Origin of the sequence: Amycolatopsis sp. NBC_01480 (assembly GCF_036227205.1) — a bacterium.
Lineage (GTDB): Bacteria > Actinomycetota > Actinomycetes > Mycobacteriales > Pseudonocardiaceae > Amycolatopsis.
Map to the genome: position 1 here is coordinate 6738944 of NZ_CP109442.1, position 19711 is coordinate 6758654.

Sequence of the window (19711 nt, forward strand, 5' to 3'; positions counted from 1 at the left end):
GCGTCCCGGCGGTGCCGGGGCGTGACGCGCCGTGACGGCTGCTAATTTCGAGGGGAGGCCGATCATCACCGGTGCGACCGGTTTACTTGGGTGGAGTTTCGAGTCGTGAGTAATCCGCTGGTTGCGCCCGTGAAGGATTCGACGACGGGGGTGTCCGGCGTCCCCCTGCTGGAGGACGCGACCGGGCTGAAGTCCGCGATCGAGAGCAAGGACTGGGCCGGCGTCGCGATGGGCGCGGTGGGGACCGCGCTGGACGCGCTGACCGCGGTGATGGACCCGTTCGGCGCGATTTTCGCCGCCGGCGTGGGCTGGCTGATCGAGCACGTCGGCCCGCTCAAGGAAGCGCTGAACGCCCTGACCGGGGACGCGGACGCGATCGCGGCGCACGCGGAGACGTGGGCGAACGTCGCCAAGGAACTCGAGAGCGTCTCCGCGGAGCTGACCGATCTGGTCAAAAAGGACTTGCAGAGCTGGACCGGCGACGCGGCGGACGCGTACCGCAAGAAGGCCGACGACACCTCGGCGCTGATCGCCAGCGCGCAGAAGGGCTGCGAAGGCGCCGGCAGCGGCGTGAAGACCGCGGGCGAGGTGGTCGGGGCCGTCCGCACGCTGGTGCGCGACACCATCGCCCAGCTGGTCGGGCACCTGATCTCCTGGGCGCTGCAGGTGGTGTTCACCCTGGGCATCGGCATGACCTGGGTGGTGCCGCAGGTGGTGGCCGCGGTGGCGAAGACCGCGTCGAAGATCACCGAGGTCACCACGAAGCTGGTGAAGGCGATCAAGGCGCTGGTGCCGCTGCTGAAGAAGGCCGGGACGCTGTTCGAGGACGCAGGCAAGGCGCTGAAGGGCATCAAGGGCGGCGACGTCAAGGCGCCCCCGAAGCCCAAGGACATCACCACTCCGAAGGGTGAGCCGGGCAAGGGCGGCGGAAAGAGCGGGGACTCGACCACGCCGTCCGGCGATCACACGCCGCCGAAGGACGACTCGACCAACCCCTCCGGTGACCACACGCCGCCGAAGGACGATTCGACCAGCCCGTCCGGCGACCACAGCCCGCCGAAGGACGATCCCGGCGGCAAGTCCGGCGACCCCAAGGCGCCGAAGGACGACTCCGAGGCGCCGCCCCCGGACCGGGCCGGGGACGAGGCCGGCGGTGGCGCCGAGAAGCCGCCGCCGGAGAAGGACAAGTCGATCGAGAACGAGAACGACCGTCCGCGGGCCGACGACAAGAAGACCGAGGACCGCGAGGACTGCGGCGACCCGATCGACATCGCCAGCGGGCAGATGTTCATGACCCAGGTGGACGTCGAACTGGCCGGCCTGCTCCCGCTCGTGCTGTCCCGCACGCACATTTCGACCTACCGGCTCGGCCGCTCCTTCGGCTCCGGCTGGGCGTCCACTGTGGACCAGCGGCTCGAGCTGGCGCCGGACGGGATGGTGCACTTCGCCGCCGAGGACGGCATGCTGCTGCGGTACCCGTCGGTGCCGGAGGCGGGCGCCGGGGTGCTGCCGGTCTCGGGGCCGAGGTGGCCGCTGCTGCGTACTGACCGGGGTTTCGCGATCCGGCGCACGGATTCCGAGAGCCTGCTGCACTTTGTGGACGACAACTCGGGCCGGCTGCCGATCAGCGGCGTGACCGACGGCGACGGCAACCAGTTCGACTTCCAGCGCGACGAAACCGGTGCGCCGTCCGGCATCGTGCACTCGGCGGGGTACCGCGTCGCGGTGGACACCGAGGACGGCCTGATCCTGCAGTTCCGGCTGCTGACCGCCGAGGGTGACGCGTCGCTGGTGATCTTCGGCTACGACGAGCACCGCCGGCTCACCGAGGTGGTGAACTCCTCCGGCCTGGCGCAGCGGTTCCGCTACGACGCGGACGGGCACCTGGTCGGCTGGGAAGACCGCAACGGCATGTCCTACCGCTACCGCTACGACGCCGAAGGCCGCTGCGTCGAGACCGAGGGCGCGGACGGCTACCTGAGCTACCGCTTCGACTACGGGCACCTCGTCACGCGGGTCACCGATTCCCTCGGCCACGTCAGGGTTTTCGAGCTGGGCGAGGACTTCCGGGTGATCCGGGAGACCGACCCGCTCGGTAACGCGACACTGTCCACTTGGGACGAGACCGGCCTGCTGCTGTCCCGCACCGACCCGCTCGGGCGGACCACCCGCTACGCCTACGACGACGCCGGCCGGATGATCGAGACGACCCGGCCGGACGGAAGCCAAGCCCGTACCGAGTACAACGCCTTCGGCCGCCCGGTCACCCTGGTGGACTTCGACGGCGGCGTGTGGCGGCGGGAGTATTCGCCGGACGGCCTGCTGACGGCGGAGATCGACCCGTCCGGCGCCCGTACCGGCTACGCGCGCGACGCGCGGACCACATCGGTCACCGATGCCTTAGGTCGCACCACCCGGTTCGAGCACGACGCCGCCGGGCTGCCGGTCGCGGTCACCGACCCGCTCGGCGCGGTCACCCGCTACCGGTACGACCCGCTCGGCCGGCCGGCCGAGATCACCGATCCGCTGGGCGGCACCACCCGGCTGGCCTGGAGCGTCGAGGGCACGCTGACCGGGCAGGTCCGGCCGGACGGCACCAGGCAGCTGCGCGCCTACGACGGCGAGGGCAACCTCCGCCGGACCGGCGAGCCGGAAGCGGGCACCAGCACCGGCATCGCGCACTTCGACCTGCCGGTGTCCCGCACCGCGCCGGACGGCAGCCGGCTGTCCTTCGGCTACGACACCGAGCTGCGGCTGACCTCGGTCACCAACGAGCAGGGGCGGGTCTGGCGCTACACCTTCGATCCCGCGGGACGGCTGGCCGAGGAGACCGACTACGACGGCCGGACCACCACGTTCGCCTACGACGCGGCCGGCGACCTGACCGGCTACACCAACGGCGCGGGGCAGACCGTGCGGCTGGTCCGGGACGTGCTGGGCAACATCGTGGAGCGGCACAGCGACGGCGTGCTCACCCGCTACTCCTACGACGCCGCGGGCCGGGTCGTGCGCGCCGTCACCCCGCACACCGACCTGGTGCGGCAGTACGACGCGTCCGGTCGGGTGCTGTCCGAATCGCTGAACGGCCGGGTGCTGGCCTCGCGCTACGACGCCGCGGGCAACCGGATCTGGCGGCGAACCCCATCCGGGGCGGAAAGCACCTGGCAGTACGACCAGCGCGGGCGGCCGCTTTCGCTGCGCACCGGCAGCGGGCTGCTCCGGTTCGGCTACGACGCGGCCGGCCGCGAGGTCCAGCGCCAGCTCGGCCAGTCGGTGCGGCTGACCCAGACCTGGGACGAGACGCACCAGATGCGCGGGCAGACCATCGAGGCCGGCCCGGGCCGCGTGCTGCAGCAGCGCAGCTACGAGTATCGCGCGGACGGGCACCTCACCGAGGTGCACGACCGGCTGAGCGGGCCGCGGCGGTTCGACCTGGACGTGACCGGGCGGGTCACCGGGGTGAACGGGCCCGGCTGGTCCGAGCGTTACGCCTACGCGCCGACCGGGGACCTCGTGCAGGCCGCGTGGCCGAGCGCGCCCGCGACGAACGCGGAAACCTGGGCGGCGCACCAGGCCCAGGGCCCCCGTCAGTACGCCGGGACCCTGCTGGAGCGGGCCGGGAACGTGCACTACCGGCACGACGGCGAGGGCCGGATCGTGCAGCGGCAGGTGGAACGGGCACCGGGCGTCCTTGATTCGTGGTCCTACACCTGGGACGCCGAGGACCGGCTCGTCGGCGTGACGACCCCGGACGGCACGGCGTGGCGCTACCTGCACGACGGCCTCGGCCGCCGGGTGGCCAAGCAGCGGCTCGGCGCGGACGGCCGGGTCGCCGAGGAGGTGTGGTTCTGCTGGGACGGGACCGACCTCGTCGAGCAGGTCAGCGACGGGCGCCACGCGCTGGTGTGGGACTGGTCGCCGGACGGGATGCGGGTGCTCGGGCAGACCGAGCGGACCGCGGAGCCCGGCTCGGACCAGTGGCTGGACCGGCGGTTCTTCGCGATCGTCACCGACCTGGTCGGCTCGCCGGCCGAACTGCTGGACGCCCAGGGCATCGTCGGGCACCCCGCGCGCACCACGCTGTGGGGCACCGCGGTGGCGGGCTCGGGCCCGGCCACGACACCGCTGCGCTTCCCCGGGCAGTACCACGACCCGGAAACCGGGCTGCACCAGAACTTCCACCGGTACTACGACCCGGCCACCGGCCGGTACATCACGCACGACCGGCTGGGCCTTTCGCCGGGCCCGAACTCGCGCAACTACGTGCGCAACCCGACCGGCTGGACCGACCCGCTGGGCCTGGCCCCGTGTGATGCCAAGAACTACGCCGAAGCGGTCAGGGACTACCGGACGGCACTGGGCTGGAGCAGGGAGAACAGCCCGCACCAGCTGAGCGGGAAGCTGAACGAGGACTGGACGACCGTCGGCGTCGGCAAGCTGGCCTACGGCGAGAAGGACGACCTCAAGATCGTCGTGGACAAGGCCAACGGCTACCTGGTGGGCTACATCAAGAAGGGCGCCGACGGCGCGCCCGACGAGATCCACCACGTCGCCGAGGTGGACCCGAACAAGGTCGCGCCGGGCGCGGTCTCGAAGCCGTTCCACCCCGACGAAACCTTGACCTACAAGAACATGGGCAACATGGAAATCGGCCCCAAGGGCGTGAGCGGGGCGGTGACCAACATGATGGACAGCAGCAAGGGCGAGATGGGCTCGCTGAAGACCCTCGCCGCGACCATCGCGGAGGGCGGCCGGTCCAACGCCTATGCCAAGTCGGTCATCGACGATCTGAAGGCCGGCAACGACGTCAAGGTCGGGCCGTACCGTGACGAGCTGGCCCACGGCTGGGGGACGAAGAGCAACGACTTCCGGGACACGGGCAACAACCCGGACAACGAGCTGGCCCTGCTGAACCGGCCCAACGATCGGCCCTGACCCGGGGCTCTGCACAGCCCCGGGCCGCCGGCCTGCTACCGCTCCCGGACGGTGTAGGTCAGGTGGGTCACCCGCGGCGTCGGCTCCGAGAGGACCGGCTCCAGGGCCACGCGGCTCGCGTCCACGCCCTCGAACAGGCGGACTCCGGAACCGAACAGCACGGGTGAGAGGGCGATCGAGAACTCGTCGATCAGGCCGGCGTTCGGGTACTGCAGGATCGCCGCGCCGCCGCCCGCGATGCGGACGTCGCGTTCGCCGGCGGCGTCGCGGGCCTGCTCGAGCGCGGTCTCGATGCCGTCGTTGACGAAGTGGAAGGTGGTCCCGCCCGGGCGCTCCCAGGGGTCGCGTTTCTCGTGTGTCACCACGAAAACCGGGGTGTGGAACGGCGCGTCCTCCGGCCAGGCCTGCTCGCCGGCGTCGAACATGCGCTTGCCCATCACGTTCGCGCCGGTGCGCTCGAACGTCTCCCGCAGGATGTCGTTGTCGCGCCCCTCTTCGCCGCCCCCGCCGAGGCCCAGGCTCGCCCGGAAGAACCGCTGCGGGAAGACCCACCGCTGCAGTTCCATCCACTGCTTCCCCATCAGCTCGTCGGGGGACTCGGGCGCGATGAACCCGTCCAGTGACATCGACACGCTGAAGAACACTTTCCCGGCCATCAGCTGTTCGCTCCCTTTTGGATGATCTCGGCGACGTACGCGGCCAGGTTGCCCAGGGTCTGCTGCCCGCCTTCGATGGCGTGGTACTTCTCGGCGGCCTCGTCGCGCAATTCCTTGGTGGGGAACACGGTCCGCATCTCGATCCGGGTGGCCGCGCCGTCGGGCGCGAAGGTCAGGACCGACTCGAAGGCGTTCGGGTCGTCGCGCGATTCCCCGTGCCGCAACGCGATCCGCTCCGGCGGGGTGATCTCGGTCCAGCAGATCCACTCGGAGTAGTCCGTGCCGTCCGGCCCGTGCATCACGAAGTCCCACTCGCCGCCGACGCGGAACTCGAACGCCCGTGTGGTGGTGCTGAACCCGTCCGGCCCCCACCACCGGGATAGGTGCCGGACCTCGGTGAACGCCTTGAACACCAGCTCCCGCGGCGCGTCGATGACCCGCGAGACGACGATCTCCCGGCCCGGCGCTGCCTGTTCCGTCGCGCTCATCAGTTATTCCTCCTGCTTTTTGAGGTCCTGCACGTACTCGTCGAGCCGGTCGAACGTCTGGGTCCAGAACCGCTCGAACCCGCCGGCCCACTCGTGGACCGGCCGCAGCCCGCGGGCGTCCAGGCCGTACAGGCGCTGCTTGCCCGCCTGCCGGTCCCGCACCAGCCCGACCTCCCGGAGCACCCGCAGGTGCTTGGACGCCCCCGGCTGGCTCAGCCCCAGCTCCCGCGCCACCTCGGTGACCGGCCGCTCACCCGCCCGCAACAGCACGAGAATCTCCCGCCGCCGGGGCTCGGCGATCGCGTTGAAGACGTCCGAGGTCGTCGCTGCTCGTGCCATGGGAGCTATCATATTCCCATATCGGTATGCGTCAAGTCGCGGGGAGAGCGGGCGGGCAAGGGCCGCAAGGAGCGCTAGAAGTTCGAGAGCCCCGACGGATGGCATCAAGGACTACGACCTGTTCTCCTTCGACGCCACCGACCTGTCGTGGGAAGCCGAGGACGCCGTGATCCAGGCGGCGAAACCGGCTTTCGCCGGCCTTCCGGCCGAGGTGGAGATCCGCAACGAGGCGCGGGTCCACCTGTGGTACGAGGAGAAGTTCGGGACGCCGTGCCCGGCCCATACGTCCACAGAGGACGCGATCGACTCCTTCGCCGCCACCACCTGCTGCCTGGGGATCCGCCTCGAACCCGGCGGGCGCTGGCGCGTCTACGCCCCGCACGGCCTGTCCGACGTGTTCAACCTCGTCGTCCGCCCGAACGCGGTCCTGGCCCCGCGCAGCGTCTACGAGGCCAAGGCCGGCCGTTGGCGTCGCCAGTGGCCCGAGCTCACCGTCCTGCCTTGGCCGAGCGCGGCGACCTGACCGCTGTGCTCAGCTGACTTTCGGGATGAAGCGGAGTCCGGGGTGGAGGCCCCGGGGCCGTCCTGGCGCGGCAGGAAGGTCGGTGAGAAGCCGGTGGTACTCGTCGGTGGCCGCCATCCGCAGATCGGCGGCGGGACCGGTCCGTACGCCGGAGGATCCGATCCAGGCAAAGGAATTCACCGTCACCCCGGCGCCCGGCTGCCCGGCGTCGACCAAGGTCACCGCCGCGCCCGCCCGGGCCGCGTGATAGGCCACCGACGCCCCGACAACGCCCGCGCCGACGACTATCAGGTCCCTGCCCGGCATCCTGGCGACGCTAACAGCCGGGTGCGCTCGCGGCGATCGAAAATGGGTTGGCGCGGGAAGGATGATCGACTAGGACTGGGACCCCGTCCCTGGAGGGTGCCTTGACCGTGGAACCGAACGAGCTGACCCTGCGCCCGATCAGCGGGCCCGGGGAACTCGCCCTTTTCTCCCGGCTGCCCTACGTCCTCAACGAGGAGCTGGCAGACGACCTGGCCGCCGGCCGCCGCCGGGCCGAGTGGATGTGGGTCGCGCTGCGCGGCGATCGCCTGCTGGCCAGGCTGGCCTGGTGGGGTCCGGCCGGCGAGGACACCCCGTTCCTCTTGGACATTTTCGACATCGACGACAGCGATGCCGATCTCGATCGGGTGGACCTGGGCACGCGGCTGCTGCGGGCCGCCATGGCCGAAGTGATCCCCTCAGGCACCCGTCCGCCCGAGTACATCCGCAATGTCCCGCCCGAGTGGCGTGAGACCGACCGGCGCGTCGTCGAGGAGCGCATGGAGGCCTTGGAACGGGTCGGCGCGCACATGTTCGTCGAACGGCTTCGCTTCGAGTGGCGCGCCGGCACACCGATTCCCGAGCCGCGGGGACGGCTGAAGTTCCGGCCGGTCCGCGACACCGAGGAAGTCCTCACCCTGATGACCCAGGTCATGGCCGGGACGCTCGACGCGCACAGCCGCGACGACCTGACCCGCATGTCCGCCCGCGAGGCGGCGCTCAAGCACTACGAGAGCGAACTCGCGCACTACCGCAGTCCGCAGGAATGGTGGCGAGTCGCGACGCTGCCGGACGGCGAGCCGGTGGGGTTCGTGACCCCGGCCCGCAACGCCTACAACCCGGTCATCGGCTACCTCGCCGTCCTGCCCGAGCACCGCGGCAACGGCTACATCGACGAGATCCTCGGCGCCGGCACCCGATTCCTGCGCGCCCAGGACGCGCCACGCATCCGGGCCGCCACGGATCTCGGCAACACGCCCATGGCGAACGCCTTCCACCGCGCGGGATACGTCAACTTCGAGCGCACGATCAACCTGACCTGGCACTGATCCCGGCGTCAGGCCGGCGCACGTCTTGCGACGCCTGCTTCTCGGGCGTAATTTGTTAACAGTACTGTACTGTTAACAAATGAGGAGGCGGTCATGGTGGAGGTGCTGGTGGTCGGGGCCGGCCCGACCGGGCTGACCGCGGCGTGCGCGCTGCTGGCCCGGGGGATCCAGGTCCGGGTGGTGGACGGTGCGGCGGGCCCGGCGACCACGTCGCGGGCGCTCGGCTTGCAGCCGCGCGGGCAGGAGGTGCTGCGGCGCGTCGGCGCGCTCGGCGATCTGCCCGAGCGGGCGCTGGACATCCGGGCGACCGGGATCCACGTCGCCGGCCGAAAGGTCGTCGAGGTCGGCGCGGCGATGGGGGACGGCGGGCCTCGGATGTGGTGGATTCCGCAGACGGAGGTGGAGGAGCGGCTGCGCGCGCGGCTGGCCGAGCTCGGCGGCTCGGTCGAGTGGGGCACGACGGTGCGCGCGCTGACGCAGGACGCGGACGGGGTCGATGCGGAACTCGGCGACGGGACGCGGCTGCGGGCCGGGTGGGTGATCGGCTGCGACGGCGCGCACAGCCAGGTCCGCAAGAGTGCCGGGATCGGCTTTCCCGGCGCGCCGGTGCTCGAACGGTTCCTGCTCGCCGACGTGCACCTCGACCGGTCCGGCGATACCGCGGCGGGGACCTTCCTCGGTGCCGGTGGCCAGTTCGTCGCCATGCCGCTGCCGCATCCGGACGGTGATCTGTGGCGGCTGATGGCGCCCGCTCCGGCCGGGCTGGGCGACGATCCGGACGAGGCCGCGATCCTGCGGCTGCTGACCGGGTTCGCGGTCGAACGCGCGGGCTTCTCCGGGCTGCGGATCACGAGTCCGGAGTGGACTTCGGTCTTCCGCTTCCACCGCCGGCTCGCCGACACCTACCGGGCCGGGCGGATGCTGCTCGCCGGGGACGCGGCGCACATCCATTCCCCGCTCGGCGGACAGGGCCTGAACACCGGCGTCGGCGACGCGGAGAACCTGGCGTTCAAGCTGGCGCTGGTGATCTCCGGGCACGCGGGCGAGGCGCTGCTGGACACCTACACCGCCGAACGCCGGCCGATCGCGGAGTCGGTGCTCCGGGCGACGAGCTTCGGCACCAAACTCGGCTTCGCCGAAACCCCCGCCGGGCAACGGGTTTTCGCGGCGGTCGCGCCCGTGTTGCGGCTGCCCGTCGTGCAGCGGCGGCTGCTGCACGCCTCGTCCCAGCTGGGGATCAGCTACCGGCGTGGGCCGCTGGCCGGGCGGCGGTTCCGCGCGTGGCGTGGCCCGGGCGTCGGCGATCGGGTGCCGGACCTGCCCACGCGTGACGCGGACGGCGGCCGGGCGTCGTTGCACGAGCGGTTGAAGACCGGCTGGGCGCTGCTCGCCGGCGGCGCCGCCGGGGACTACCTGCGCGCCGCCTCGGCCCGGCTGGGCGCCGGCAACGTCCGGGTGCTGGCGCCGGAAAACGGTGCGGCACAAGAGGTCTGGCTCGTCCGTCCGGACGGGCACCTGGCCTGGCGCGGGCGCGGTGTCGCCGGGCTGGACGCGGCGCTGAGGCGGGTGACCTGCGCATGACACCGGCCGAAAGCGGCTCACGGGGGCGGCCGCGGGACCCTCGCACCGACCAGGCCATTCTGCGGGCCGCGCTGGACTTGTTCCTGGAGCACGGGCCCGACGGCGCGAGCATCGAGCAGATCGCGAAACGGGCCGGCGTCGCCCGGCTCACGGTCTACCGGCGGTGGGCGACCAAGGAGGACCTGCTGCTGGCCGCCGTCGACCAGGCCCGGGAGATCGACGAGTTCACGTTGTTCGAAGACTTCCAGCCGACGGGTGACGGGCTGGCCGCGCTGCTCGAGACCGCCGTCGAGCACCTGGTGCGGCTCGCCGCCGATCCGCGCTCGAAACAGCTGGTGTTACGCCTGATCGGCACGTCGTCCAGCCATCCGGACCTGCTGCGTGCGTTCTGGGACACGTATCTGTGGCCACGCCGGGAGCGCGCGAACGCCCGGGTCCGCGAGCTCGCCGAGCATGGCGCACTGCCCGCGGACACCGATCCCGACGCGCTGATGGACGCCGTGCTCGGCGCCCTGCTCTACCGGATCCTGCTGTACCCGGACCCGCCCACGGCCGATGAGCTGCGCGAACGCGCCCGTGCCGTGCTCCGGCAGGTCGGCGCCTACCGGACCGGGTGAAGGAGACCGCACGGTGTCATTCGGCTGCGGCGAGAACTGGCGGTGCGAGGAACGACGCGTCCTGCATAATGGCGACTAAGCGCGCGCTTAGCGCAGGCCGCGAGAGGACAGGAGACCAGTGTTGTGAACTCGTTCAAGGATCGCGTGGCGATCGTCACCGGGGCCAGCCGCGGGATCGGCCTCGGCATCGCCAAGGAGCTGGTCGAGCGCGGCGCGAAGGTGTGCATCACCGCGCGCAAGCCGGAGCCGCTGGCCGAGGCCGTCGCGGAGCTGGGCGGCGGCGACTTCGCCATCGCCGTGCCCGGCAAGGCCGACGACGTCGAGCACCAGGGCGAGGCAGTGGCCAAGACCGTCGAGCGGTTCGGCCGGGTCGACATGCTGGTCAACAACACCGGGATCAACCCCGTGTTCGGCCCCACCCTGGACATCGACCCGGCGGCCGCGGCCAAGATCCTCGGCGTCAACGTGCTCGCGCCGCTGTCCTGGATCAAGCACGCCCGCGACGCCTGGATGGGCGAGCACGGCGGCTCGGTGGTCAACATCGCCTCGGTCGCCGGCATCCGGGCCTCACCCGGCATCGGCATCTACGGCGTCAGCAAGGCCGCGCTGATCCGGCTCACCCAGGAGCTCGGCGCCGAGCTGGGGCCGAAGATCCGGGTGAACGCCGTGGCGCCCGCGGTGGTCAAGACCAAGTTCGCGACGGCGCTGTACGAGGGCCGCGAGGAGGAGGTCGCCTCGGCCTACCCGATGAAGCGGCTCGGCGTGCCCGCCGACATCGCCGGCGCGGTGGCGTTCCTGCTGTCCGAGGACGCGGGCTGGATCACCGGCCAGACCATCGTGCTCGACGGTGGCGTGACGCTGGTCGGCGGCCTGTGAGCGCCGGGGTCGTCGTCACCGGGGGTGGTGGCGGGATCGGCGCGGCGCTGGCCCGGCGGTTCGCCGCCGACGGCGCCCGTGTGGTGGTCGCGGACCTCAACGGGGACACCGCCGCCGAGGTGGCGGCTGAGGTCGGAGGGACCGCGTTCGCCGGGGACGTCGCGAGCGAGGACGGCGTCACGAAGCTCATCGCCGCCGCGCGCGAAACGCTGGGCGAGATCGACGTCTTCTGCGCGAACGCGGGCATCGCGCCGTTCGGCGGGGAGCAGTCGACCGAAGAGGACTGGGCGCGCACCTGGGACGTCAACGTGATGTCGCACGTCCGCGCGGCCCGGCTGCTGCTGCCGGCCTGGCTCGAGCGCGGCAAGGGGCATTTCATCGCGACGGCGTCCGCCGCGGGCCTGCTGACCAGCCTCGGCTCCGCGCCGTACTCGGTGACCAAGCACGGCGCGCTGGCCTTCGCCGAATGGCTTTCCGCGACCTACCGCCACCGCGGCCTGACCGTGCAGGCGATCTGCCCGCAGGGCGTGCGTACGGCGATGCTGGAGAGCACCGGCGAGCGCGGCAAGCTGCTGATGGAAGCGTCGGCGATCGAGCCGGCGCAGGTGGCCGACGCGTTGTTCGCCGCCATCGAGGAGGGCCGTTTCCTGGTGCTGCCGCACGAAGAAGTCGCCCAGTACTACGCGGCGCGCGCCACCCAGACCGACCGCTGGCTCGGTGGTATGAACAAGTTGCAGCGCAAGATGGAAGAGCTGCCCGAACAGGGCTGACCCGCCTTGCCGTCAAGGCCTCCGTACCCGCGTCGGACGCGGGTAAGGAGGCCTTGACGGCGTTCACCGGCCGATTCCCGGGCCGCTGCCGGAATTCTTTCCTTCGCCTTCGGCCGGGCAGCGCAGGCGCGTTGATCCACTGCTGTCCGGAACACGACAGGAAACCGGGCTGATCTTGACACCGCCCGCGCGCCCCGAGGACCGTCTCGTTCGCACTTCGGCGAAACAACTCGGCTCCGGAGCGAAGGACGAGCAGACATGGGCAAGCGTCGACTATTACTGAGATTGTCGGGCGCGGGCCTGCTGGCCGCCGCGCTCGCGATTCCCGTTTCCGCCCCGGCCGGGGCCGCGACCCTGGTCTCCGATCCGGCGTCGCTGGTGAACCCGTTCATCGGCACTTCCAACCAGGCGGACGACTTCCCGGGCGCGGACGTGCCGTTCGGCATGGCCCAGTGGAGCCCGGACACCCCCAGCCGGCCCAGCGGCGGCGGCTACGAATACAACGACAATTCCATCACCGGATTCAGTTTGACGCATTTGTCCGGTCCGGGCTGTGGCGCGGACGGCGACGTCCCCATTCTGCCCACCGTCGGCGGGGTGGACGCCGGGGCCAGGGATTCGTTTTCGCACGCCAATGAGTCCGGGACCGCCGGGTATTACTCCGTCGGCCTCGACAATGGCGTGAAAACGGAGCTGACCGCCGCCCTGCGCTCCGGCATGGCCAAGTTCACCTTCCCGTCGAGCACCCAGTCCAATCTGGTCTTCAAGCTCAACGGCAGCCAGAACGGCACCTCGGACCAGACCTGGAACGTGGTCAGCCCGACCGAGGTGTCCGGCTCGGTGACCTCCGGGCACTTCTGCGGCGCCGGCTTCACCTACACGCTCTACTTCGACCTGGTCTTCGACCGGCCGTTCGCGACCAGCGGCACCGCCGCGGCGCCCGCCGTCACGCCGAAGGCCGAGCCGGGCAAGCTGCACGGCCAGGCCGCCGCGGCCAAACCGGCGGCTCCGGCGGCCGGGCCCGCCAGCTCGTACGTCCGGTTCGACACCACCTCCAACCCCACCGTGCAGGCGAAGGTCGGTGTGTCCTACGTGTCGGTGGCGAACGCGGTGGCGAACCGGGCGGCCGACCTGCCGTCGTTCGACTTCAACGGCACCAAGCAGGCCGCGCACGACTCGTGGAACTCGATGCTCGGGCGCATCCAGGTGGGCGGCGGCACGGCCGCGCAGCAGCGGATCTTCTACACCGCGCTGTACCACTCCCTGTTGCACCCCAACGTGTTCTCCGACTCCAACGGCCAGTACATCGGCTTCGACAACCAGGTGCACACCGTCGCGAGTGGACACAAGGCGCAGTACGCCAACTTCTCCGGCTGGGACATCTACCGCACCCAGGCGCAGCTTTCGGCGCTGGTCGCACCGGCCGAGACCAGTGACATCGCGCAGTCCATGATCACCGACTACGCCCAGGGCGGCACGCTGCCCAAGTGGGCGCAGAACAACGGCGAGACCGACGTGATGGTCGGGGACCCGGCCGCGCCGATCCTGGCGAACTACTACGCGTTCGGCGCCCGCGGGTTCGACACCGCCGCGGCACTGGCCGCGATGGAGCACCAGGCGAGCGAGCCGAACAACGACCGGCCCTGGCTCGCCGACCTGAACTCGCCCGGCTACATCCCGGGCAACGTCGACAGCAACTACGAATGCTGCAACGCCTACGGCCCGGTCTCCACGCAGCTGGAGTACGACTCCGCGGACTTCGCGGTCTCGGCGTTCGCCGGGGCGCTGGGGGACACGGCGAACCAGGCCTTCTACGCCGGCCGCGCGCAGAACTGGAAGAACACCTTCAACCCGGCCAGCGGTTTCATGCAGCCGAAGGACTCCAGTGGCGCGTGGAGCGGCGGGTTCGACCCGAAGAGCCAGTCCGGCTTCGTCGAGGGCACCTCGTGGCAGTACACCGGCATGGTGCCGTTCAACGTGGCCGGTCTCGCGAAAGCGCGCGGCGGCAACGCTTCGCTGGTGAGCTACCTCGACAGCGTGCTGTCGGACTTCCACTACGGCGACGGCAGCAAGTCCGACCTGGGCAACGAGCCGAGCCTGGAACTGCCGTGGGAGTACGACTACGTCGGGCAGCCGTACAAAACACAGAAGGTCGTGCGGCAGGTCCAGGACCAGATCTGGACCGACGCCCCCGGCGGGCTGGCCGGCAACGACGACCTCGGCGCGATGAGCGCGTGGTACGTCTTCTCCGCACTCGGCTTCTACCCGATGACGCCGGGCACGGCGGACCTCGCGCTCGGCAGCCCGCTGTTCACGCAGTCCGTGACCACGCTGCCCAGCGGGAAAACGCTGACCGTCAACGCGCCGACCGCCGCCGACAACGCGCCGTACGTGCAGAGCGCCACCTGGAACGGCGGGGCGTGGAACAACGCGTACGTCCCGACGTCGGCGATCACGGCGGGCGGCACGCTCGCGTTCACCTTGGGCACCACGGCCAACACGGGCTGGGCGGCCTCCAGCCCGCCGCCCTCGTACGAGAGCGGGAGCTTGCCGCACCTGGGCACGCTGACCTCGGGGATCGCCGGAAAGTGCGCCGATGTCGACCACAGCGGCACGGCGAGCCCGACGAAGGTCCAGATCTACACCTGCAACCCGACCGGCGCCCAGCAGTGGTACGCCGCGCCGGACGGTTCGTTGCAGGCCGAGGGCGGCTGCCTCGACGTCTCCAACAGCGGCACCGCCGAGGACACCCTGGTCCAGCGGTGGCACTGCAACGGCAGCGTCGCGCAGGTCTGGCAGCCCGGCGCCAACGGCTCGCTGGTGAACCCGAATTCCGGGCGCTGCCTCGACGATCCGCAGTCCACCACGGTCGACGGCACCCAGCTGCGGATCCACACCTGCAACGGCACCCCGGCGCAGAGCTGGACGCACAACTGAGCTGAACCGGTCGGCTCCACTGTGGCGTTCGGTGCGCTGGACGCACCGAACGCCACATTGGGTGCGTGGAATGAGGGCTGGGCGCGCGGCGTCTCCGTTGAGGGCGGTGGCGGGGCAGGGCTGGAGCAACCAAGGCTGGGGCGGATCAGTCTCCGGTGTGGGGCGGGAACCGGGGCGGCCGCCGTTCGTTCCAGCTGGCCACGCCCTCGACGACTTCCGGGTGGGCAAAGGATTCCAGCATCAGCCCGGTCGACGTCACGGCTGCCTGTTCCAGCGGCATCGCGGGTTCGCGGGTGACCTGGTCCTTGATCGTCGCCATCGAGCGCGGGGCGCTGTACGTGGCGAGTTCGGTGGCGTACGCGTGCGCGCGCAGCGCCAGCTCGCCCGCGGGCACGACCGCCTGCACCAGCCCGTATTCCAGCGCCTGCTCGGCGGTGAACGTGCGGGCCGAGAGCAGCAGGTCCAGCGCGCGGCCGCGGCCGATGAGTTCCGTCAGCAGCTTCGCGACACCGTACTCGGCGATCAGCCCGCGGCGCGCGAACGCCGTGGTGAACTTCGCGCCCGCGGCGGCGAACCGCACGTCGGCGGCGCACGCGATGACAAAACCGAGGCCCGCGCAGCCGCCGTTGATCGCGGCGACGACCGGGACCCGAACGAACGCGGCGGCGAGCACGTCGCGGTAGCCCTCCCGGTCGGCCTCGGTCACCGGCGGCGCCTCGGCGGTGTTGTCCAGCAGGCCCAGGTCCGCGCCGGGGCAGAAGGCGCGCCCGGCGCCGGTCACCACCACCGCGCGGACGGCCGGGTCGGCGTCGGCCTCGCGCAGCCGGGCGCCGTAGCGCACCTGCATGGCGCGGTCCATCGCGTTGCTCCGCTCGGGCCGGTCGAAGGTGAGCGTGGCGACCGGCGCGGCCACCCCGTACCGGACACCATCCACAGTGGACTCTTCAACAGTGGACTCTTCAGCGGGCAACACGGCCTCCTCGTCGCGGCGTTCCCGGCGGTGCACGGGCCCGGCCGAGCGTACGCGCGGACGGCTGCCGGGCCGAGTGATAACGGGCAAATTTTTCCGGCATAACCCCGCAAACAGATCGAATCGGGCGGACTGGCCCGGCAGGTTCCGGCCGGTACCGGCAAGATCACGCTGCGAAGTCATCGGCTTCGAAGGTGTAACCGCAGCGGACCGTGGGTAGTCATCTTCGAATCGATCAGCGGTACCGAAAGGCAGAGCTTGATGTCCGACGCGGGAGACACATCCGGGAAACTGACCGTGGAGGACGTCCACGTCACCGATCCGTCGGTGATCAGACGAGCCGTCGGCGCGGCCGCGGTCGGCAACATCACCGAGTGGTACGACTTCGGCGTCTACGGCTACCTGGCCACGACCATCCAGAAGGTGTTCTTCACCGACCTGCCGACCGCGACCGGGCAGATCGCGACGTTCGGGGTGTTCGCGGTCTCGTTCCTGATCCGGCCGTTCGGCGGGCTGATCTTCGGGCCGCTGGGGGACCGGATCGGCCGCAAGCGCGTGCTGTCGCTCACGGTCATCCTGATGGCGCTGGGCACGCTCCTGCTCGGCGTCATCCCGAGCTACGGCGCGATCGGCATCGCCGCGCCCATGCTGGTGCTGCTGGCCCGGCTGCTGCAGGGCATCTCGACCGGCGGCGAGTACGGCAACGCGATGACGTTCATCGCGGAGTACGCGCCGGACCGCCGCCGCGGGTTCTTCGGCAGCTGGCTGGAGTTCGGCACGCTCACCGGGTACGCCTTCGGCGCGACGATCGCGACCGTGCTGAGCGCGGTGCTCACCGAGCAGCAGCTGCTCACCTGGGGCTGGCGGATCCCGTTCCTGATCGCGCTGCCGCTGGGCGCGGTCGGGCTGTACCTGCGGCAGCGGCTGGAGGAGTCGCCCGCGTTCGCCCAGCTGCAGAGCTCGGAGGAGCGCAAACCGGTGCAGTCGCTGGGCAGCGAGCTGCGCGCGGTGTTCACCAAGCACTGGCCCGCGATGCTGCTGTGCGCCGGGCTGGTGCTCACCTGGAACGTCACGAACTACATGCTGACCAGCTACATGCCGACGTACCTCACCGAGGCGCTGCCCGCGCACGGCGCCGGCGTCGGCACCACGTCCTCGGAGATCCTGCAGATCGTCGTGCTGGTGGTGCTGATGTTCGTGATCACGTTCGTCGGACGGCTGTCGGACAAGGTGGGCCGCCGCCCGGTCGTGATGGCCGGCTGCGCCGGGCTGGTGGTGCTCTCGCTCCCGTCGGTGCTGCTGGTGCGGGCCGGCGGCGACGTCGCCACGTTCTTCGGCCTGCTGCTGATGGGCCTGGTGCTGGTGCTCTTCTCCGCGGTCCTGCCGTCCACGCTGCCGGCGCTCTTCCCCACGCACATCCGCGCGGGCGGGCTGTCGATCGCGTTCAACATCTCGGTTTCGCTGTTCGGCGGCACGACCGCGACGGTGATGAGCGCGCTCGTCTCCGGCACCGGCGACCTGAACTGGCCCGCGTACTACCTGATCATCGCCGGGGTGATCGGCGCCGTCTGCACGTACTTCATGCGCGAGACCGCGCGCCGGTCGCTGTCCGGCTCCGGACCGACGGTGGAGACCGAGGAAGAGGCGCGCGAGCTGGTCGCGGCCTCGGCCAACGGCACCTGGCCGGAGAAGAACTGATGGGGCACGACGGCGGCGCCGGCGGCGGGCACCACGGCGGGGGGCACTACGGCGGCGGGCATCACAATGGCGGGCACCATCACCACTACACGCCCGCCGACGGCGGTGGTTTCATCCCCGCCGGCCGCCGCCGCGGGGGCGGCGGTCCGCCCAGCTCCGGCCGGGTGATCGTGGCGATGCTGGTCGCGTTCGCCGTCATCGTGCTCCTGCTGGTGCTGAGCCACCACTGATCCCGTGCTTGACACCGCTGGCGGCGGCTCTCTAGCGTCCTGGCATACCGACTGGTCGGTGTCCAAAGGAGGTCACGCGATGGGCTGGTACGACACGAAACCGTGGCTGGCGAGCTATGGGGACGAGGCCGTCCCGGAGGTCACGCCGACCACGCTGCCCGACACCTTCCGGCGGACCCTCTCGGCGGTGCCGGACACCACGGCCATCGCGTACTTCGACGCCCGCCTCAGCTATCGCGAGGTGGACGAGCTGTCCGACGGCGTCGCCCGCCACCTGCTCGCGGCCGGCTTCGGCCGCGGTGACCGGATTGCCCTGGTGCTGCAGAACATCCCGCAGTTCGTGCTGGCGCTGCTCGGCGCGTGGAAGGCCGGCGGCATCGTGGTGCCGGTCAACCCGATGTACCGCGCGGGCGAGCTGACCCACGTGCTCACCGACGCCGGGGTCAAGGCGATCGTCTGCTCGCAGCGCGGCTGGCACGACTACATCGGCGCGCTCGTGCCGGACAGCCCGGTGGAGATCGCGTTGACCACCAGCGAGCTGGACTTCCAGACGCGGGACGACGAACGGGTGCTCGGCCAGTCCACCCGGCGGGAGACACCCGGCGCGGACGACCTGCTCGAGGCTGCCCGTTCGGCGACGGGCGAGCTCGAGCCCGTTCACCCGGCGCTCGACGACGTCGCGTTGATCAGCTACACCTCCGGAACCAGCGGGAAGCCCAAGGGCGCCACCAATACCCACGGCAACATCGGCACCAACGCGGCGCTGCTCGCCGGCTCCGCGGGCACGGCCCCGGGCGCGGCGCTCTTCGCGCTGGCGCCGCTGTTCCACATCACCGGCATGGTGTGCGAAATCGCCTACGCGATCGAGCTCTCGGGGACTCTCGCGCTCGCCTACCGGTTCGAGCCCGGCGTGGTCCTCGACGCGCTGCTGGAGCACCGGCCGGTGTACATGGTCGGCCCGTCGACCGCGTACATGGCGCTGATGGCGCACCCGGCGGCCTCGCCCGCGCACTTCGAATCGTTCGACGCGCTGTACTCCGGTGGCGCGGCGTTGCCGCCGGCTGTGGTGACGGCGTTCCGGGAGCGTTTCGGGCGCTATATCCACAATGGCTACGGCCTCACCGAGACCACCGCGGGCTGCGTGGTCGTGCCGCGGGGCGTGGAGGCGCCCATCGACCCGGCGTCCGGCACCATCTCGATCGGCCTGCCGATCCCCGGCACCATCGTGCGGATCCTCACCGACGACGGGGCCGAGCTGCCGCCGGGCCAGGCCGGCGAGATCGCCGTCGAGGGACCGATGGTGGTGCCCGGCTACTGGAACGCCCCGGACGCCACCGCCGCGGCGCTGCCCGGGGGCCGCCTGCTCACCGGCGACATCGGCTTCATGGACGAGCGCGGCTGGGTTTACGTGGTGGACCGCAAGAAGGACATGATCAACGCGGCCGGGTTCAAGGTGTGGCCGCGTGAGGTGGAAGACGTGCTGTACGGCCATCCCGCGGTGCGCGAGGCCGCCGTGGTGGGCGTGCCGGACGAGTACCGCGGCGAGACCGTGAAGGCGTACGTCAGCCCGGCGCCGGGGCAGCGGGCGGACCCGGCGGAGCTGGTGGCGTACTGCAAGGAACGGCTGGCCGCCTACAAATACCCGCGCACGGTCGAGGTGCTGCCCGAGCTGCCGAAGACCGCCAGCGGCAAGATCCTGCGGCGCGAACTGCGTGCCCGCGGCCCGGAAGGAGCGTGAC

16 protein-coding genes are annotated in these 19711 nt (G+C 71.1%); 11 read left to right on the forward strand and 5 right to left on the reverse strand.

The features are described from left to right. Positions 1-129 precede the first annotated feature (129 nt). Complete coding sequence (locus OG371_RS32200; RefSeq protein WP_329059252.1) at positions 130-4935, forward strand: DUF6531 domain-containing protein; 4806 nt, start codon at positions 130-132, stop codon at positions 4933-4935. A gap of 35 nt (positions 4936-4970) precedes the next feature. On the opposite strand, the gene OG371_RS32205 is transcribed toward OG371_RS32200, so the two are convergent. The 3 genes from OG371_RS32205 to OG371_RS32215 are packed head-to-tail and all read right to left on the reverse strand — an operon-like array spanning position 4971 to position 6418. Further along, positions 4971-5591 (reverse strand): dihydrofolate reductase family protein, encoded by a 621-nt coding sequence (locus OG371_RS32205; protein WP_329059254.1) that lies wholly within the window; start codon positions 5589-5591, stop codon positions 4971-4973. Beyond that, positions 5591-6079 (reverse strand): SRPBCC family protein, encoded by a 489-nt coding sequence (locus OG371_RS32210; RefSeq protein ID WP_329059256.1) that lies wholly within the window; start codon positions 6077-6079, stop codon positions 5591-5593. The genes OG371_RS32205 and OG371_RS32210 overlap by 1 nt, the downstream gene beginning before the upstream one ends. Before the next feature lie 3 nt (positions 6080-6082). Further along, on the reverse strand, positions 6083-6418 hold the full coding sequence (locus OG371_RS32215) for an ArsR/SmtB family transcription factor (protein WP_329059258.1): 336 nt from the start codon (positions 6416-6418) through the stop codon (positions 6083-6085). Between OG371_RS32215 and OG371_RS32220 the strand changes: the two genes are divergently transcribed. Next, the gene (locus tag OG371_RS32220) at positions 6417-6941 is read left to right on the forward strand and encodes a nucleotidyltransferase family protein (protein WP_329059261.1); all 525 of its coding nucleotides are present in this window, start codon (positions 6417-6419) and stop codon (positions 6939-6941) included. The genes OG371_RS32215 and OG371_RS32220 overlap by 2 nt on opposite strands. A 9-nt stretch (positions 6942-6950) precedes the next feature. Here the strand turns inward: OG371_RS32220 and OG371_RS32225 are convergent, their stop codons facing one another. Continuing rightward, positions 6951-7247, reverse strand: a complete 297-nt coding sequence (locus OG371_RS32225) for an FAD-dependent oxidoreductase (protein ID WP_329059262.1) — start codon at positions 7245-7247, stop codon at positions 6951-6953. Positions 7248-7354: 107 nt separating this feature from the next. Here OG371_RS32225 and OG371_RS32230 point away from each other — a divergent pair, with 107 nt between their 5' ends. The 6 genes from OG371_RS32230 to OG371_RS32255 all read left to right on the forward strand — a co-directional run bounded on the left by OG371_RS32230 (position 7355) and on the right by OG371_RS32255 (position 15074). Continuing rightward, positions 7355-8293, forward strand: coding sequence for a GNAT family N-acetyltransferase (locus OG371_RS32230; protein ID WP_329073333.1), 939 nt, complete (start codon positions 7355-7357; stop codon positions 8291-8293). Positions 8294-8386: 93 nt separating this feature from the next. Beyond that, entirely contained in the window at positions 8387-9874 is a 1488-nt protein-coding gene (locus OG371_RS32235) for an FAD-dependent monooxygenase (protein ID WP_329059264.1), read from the forward strand. After that, positions 9871-10491: a TetR/AcrR family transcriptional regulator gene (locus OG371_RS32240; RefSeq protein ID WP_329059266.1), complete on the forward strand. Its 621-nt coding sequence runs from the start codon at positions 9871-9873 to the stop codon at positions 10489-10491. The genes OG371_RS32235 and OG371_RS32240 overlap by 4 nt, the downstream gene beginning before the upstream one ends. Positions 10492-10614: 123 nt before the next feature. Further along, positions 10615-11367 carry an SDR family oxidoreductase gene (locus OG371_RS32245; RefSeq protein WP_329059268.1) on the forward strand — a complete coding sequence of 251 codons (753 nt, stop codon included), beginning with the start codon at positions 10615-10617 and terminating at the stop codon, positions 11365-11367. Beyond that, entirely contained in the window at positions 11364-12137 is a 774-nt protein-coding gene (locus OG371_RS32250) for an SDR family oxidoreductase (RefSeq protein ID WP_329059270.1), read from the forward strand. Before OG371_RS32245 ends, OG371_RS32250 begins: the two co-directional genes overlap by 4 nt. A 258-nt stretch (positions 12138-12395) precedes the next feature. Beyond that, entirely contained in the window at positions 12396-15074 is a 2679-nt protein-coding gene (locus tag OG371_RS32255; protein WP_329059273.1) for a lectin, read from the forward strand. A 145-nt stretch (positions 15075-15219) separates the two neighbouring features. Here the strand turns inward: OG371_RS32255 and OG371_RS32260 are convergent, their stop codons facing one another. Further along, positions 15220-16044 (reverse strand): enoyl-CoA hydratase-related protein, encoded by an 825-nt coding sequence (locus tag OG371_RS32260; protein ID WP_329059275.1) that lies wholly within the window; start codon positions 16042-16044, stop codon positions 15220-15222. A 261-nt stretch (positions 16045-16305) separates the two neighbouring features. Between OG371_RS32260 and OG371_RS32265 the strand changes: the two genes are divergently transcribed. The 3 genes from OG371_RS32265 to OG371_RS32275 all read left to right on the forward strand — a co-directional run bounded on the left by OG371_RS32265 (position 16306) and on the right by OG371_RS32275 (position 19710). After that, a complete protein-coding gene (locus OG371_RS32265; RefSeq protein WP_329059277.1) occupies positions 16306-17742 on the forward strand; it encodes an MFS transporter in 1437 nt (478 codons plus the stop codon). Continuing rightward, positions 17742-17972, forward strand: a complete 231-nt coding sequence (locus OG371_RS32270) for a hypothetical protein (RefSeq protein ID WP_329059279.1) — start codon at positions 17742-17744, stop codon at positions 17970-17972. Before OG371_RS32265 ends, OG371_RS32270 begins: the two co-directional genes overlap by 1 nt. Positions 17973-18051: 79 nt before the next feature. Beyond that, positions 18052-19710, forward strand: a complete 1659-nt coding sequence (locus OG371_RS32275) for an AMP-binding protein (RefSeq protein ID WP_329059281.1) — start codon at positions 18052-18054, stop codon at positions 19708-19710. Position 19711: the final 1 nt, after the last annotated feature.

What these genes read in the sequence shown, in the direction of transcription:
- OG371_RS32205 (WP_329059254.1), bottom strand. Translation starts at nt 5,591, where the DNA reads ATGGCCGGGAAAGTGTTCTTCAGCGTGTCGATGTCACTGGACGGGTTC.
- OG371_RS32210 (WP_329059256.1), bottom strand. Translation starts at nt 6,079, where the DNA reads ATGAGCGCGACGGAACAGGCAGCGCCGGGCCGGGAGATCGTCGTCTCG.
- OG371_RS32220 (WP_329059261.1), top strand. Translation starts at nt 6,417, where the DNA reads ATGGGAGCTATCATATTCCCATATCGGTATGCGTCAAGTCGCGGGGAG.
- OG371_RS32215 (WP_329059258.1), bottom strand. Translation starts at nt 6,418, where the DNA reads ATGGCACGAGCAGCGACGACCTCGGACGTCTTCAACGCGATCGCCGAG.
- OG371_RS32225 (WP_329059262.1), bottom strand. Translation starts at nt 7,247, where the DNA reads ATGCCGGGCAGGGACCTGATAGTCGTCGGCGCGGGCGTTGTCGGGGCG.
- OG371_RS32235 (WP_329059264.1), top strand. Translation starts at nt 8,387, where the DNA reads ATGGTGGAGGTGCTGGTGGTCGGGGCCGGCCCGACCGGGCTGACCGCG.
- OG371_RS32240 (WP_329059266.1), top strand. Translation starts at nt 9,871, where the DNA reads ATGACACCGGCCGAAAGCGGCTCACGGGGGCGGCCGCGGGACCCTCGC.
- OG371_RS32255 (WP_329059273.1), top strand. Translation starts at nt 12,396, where the DNA reads ATGGGCAAGCGTCGACTATTACTGAGATTGTCGGGCGCGGGCCTGCTG.
- OG371_RS32265 (WP_329059277.1), top strand. Translation starts at nt 16,306, where the DNA reads ATGTCCGACGCGGGAGACACATCCGGGAAACTGACCGTGGAGGACGTC.
- OG371_RS32270 (WP_329059279.1), top strand. Translation starts at nt 17,742, where the DNA reads ATGGGGCACGACGGCGGCGCCGGCGGCGGGCACCACGGCGGGGGGCAC.
- OG371_RS32275 (WP_329059281.1), top strand. Translation starts at nt 18,052, where the DNA reads ATGGGCTGGTACGACACGAAACCGTGGCTGGCGAGCTATGGGGACGAG.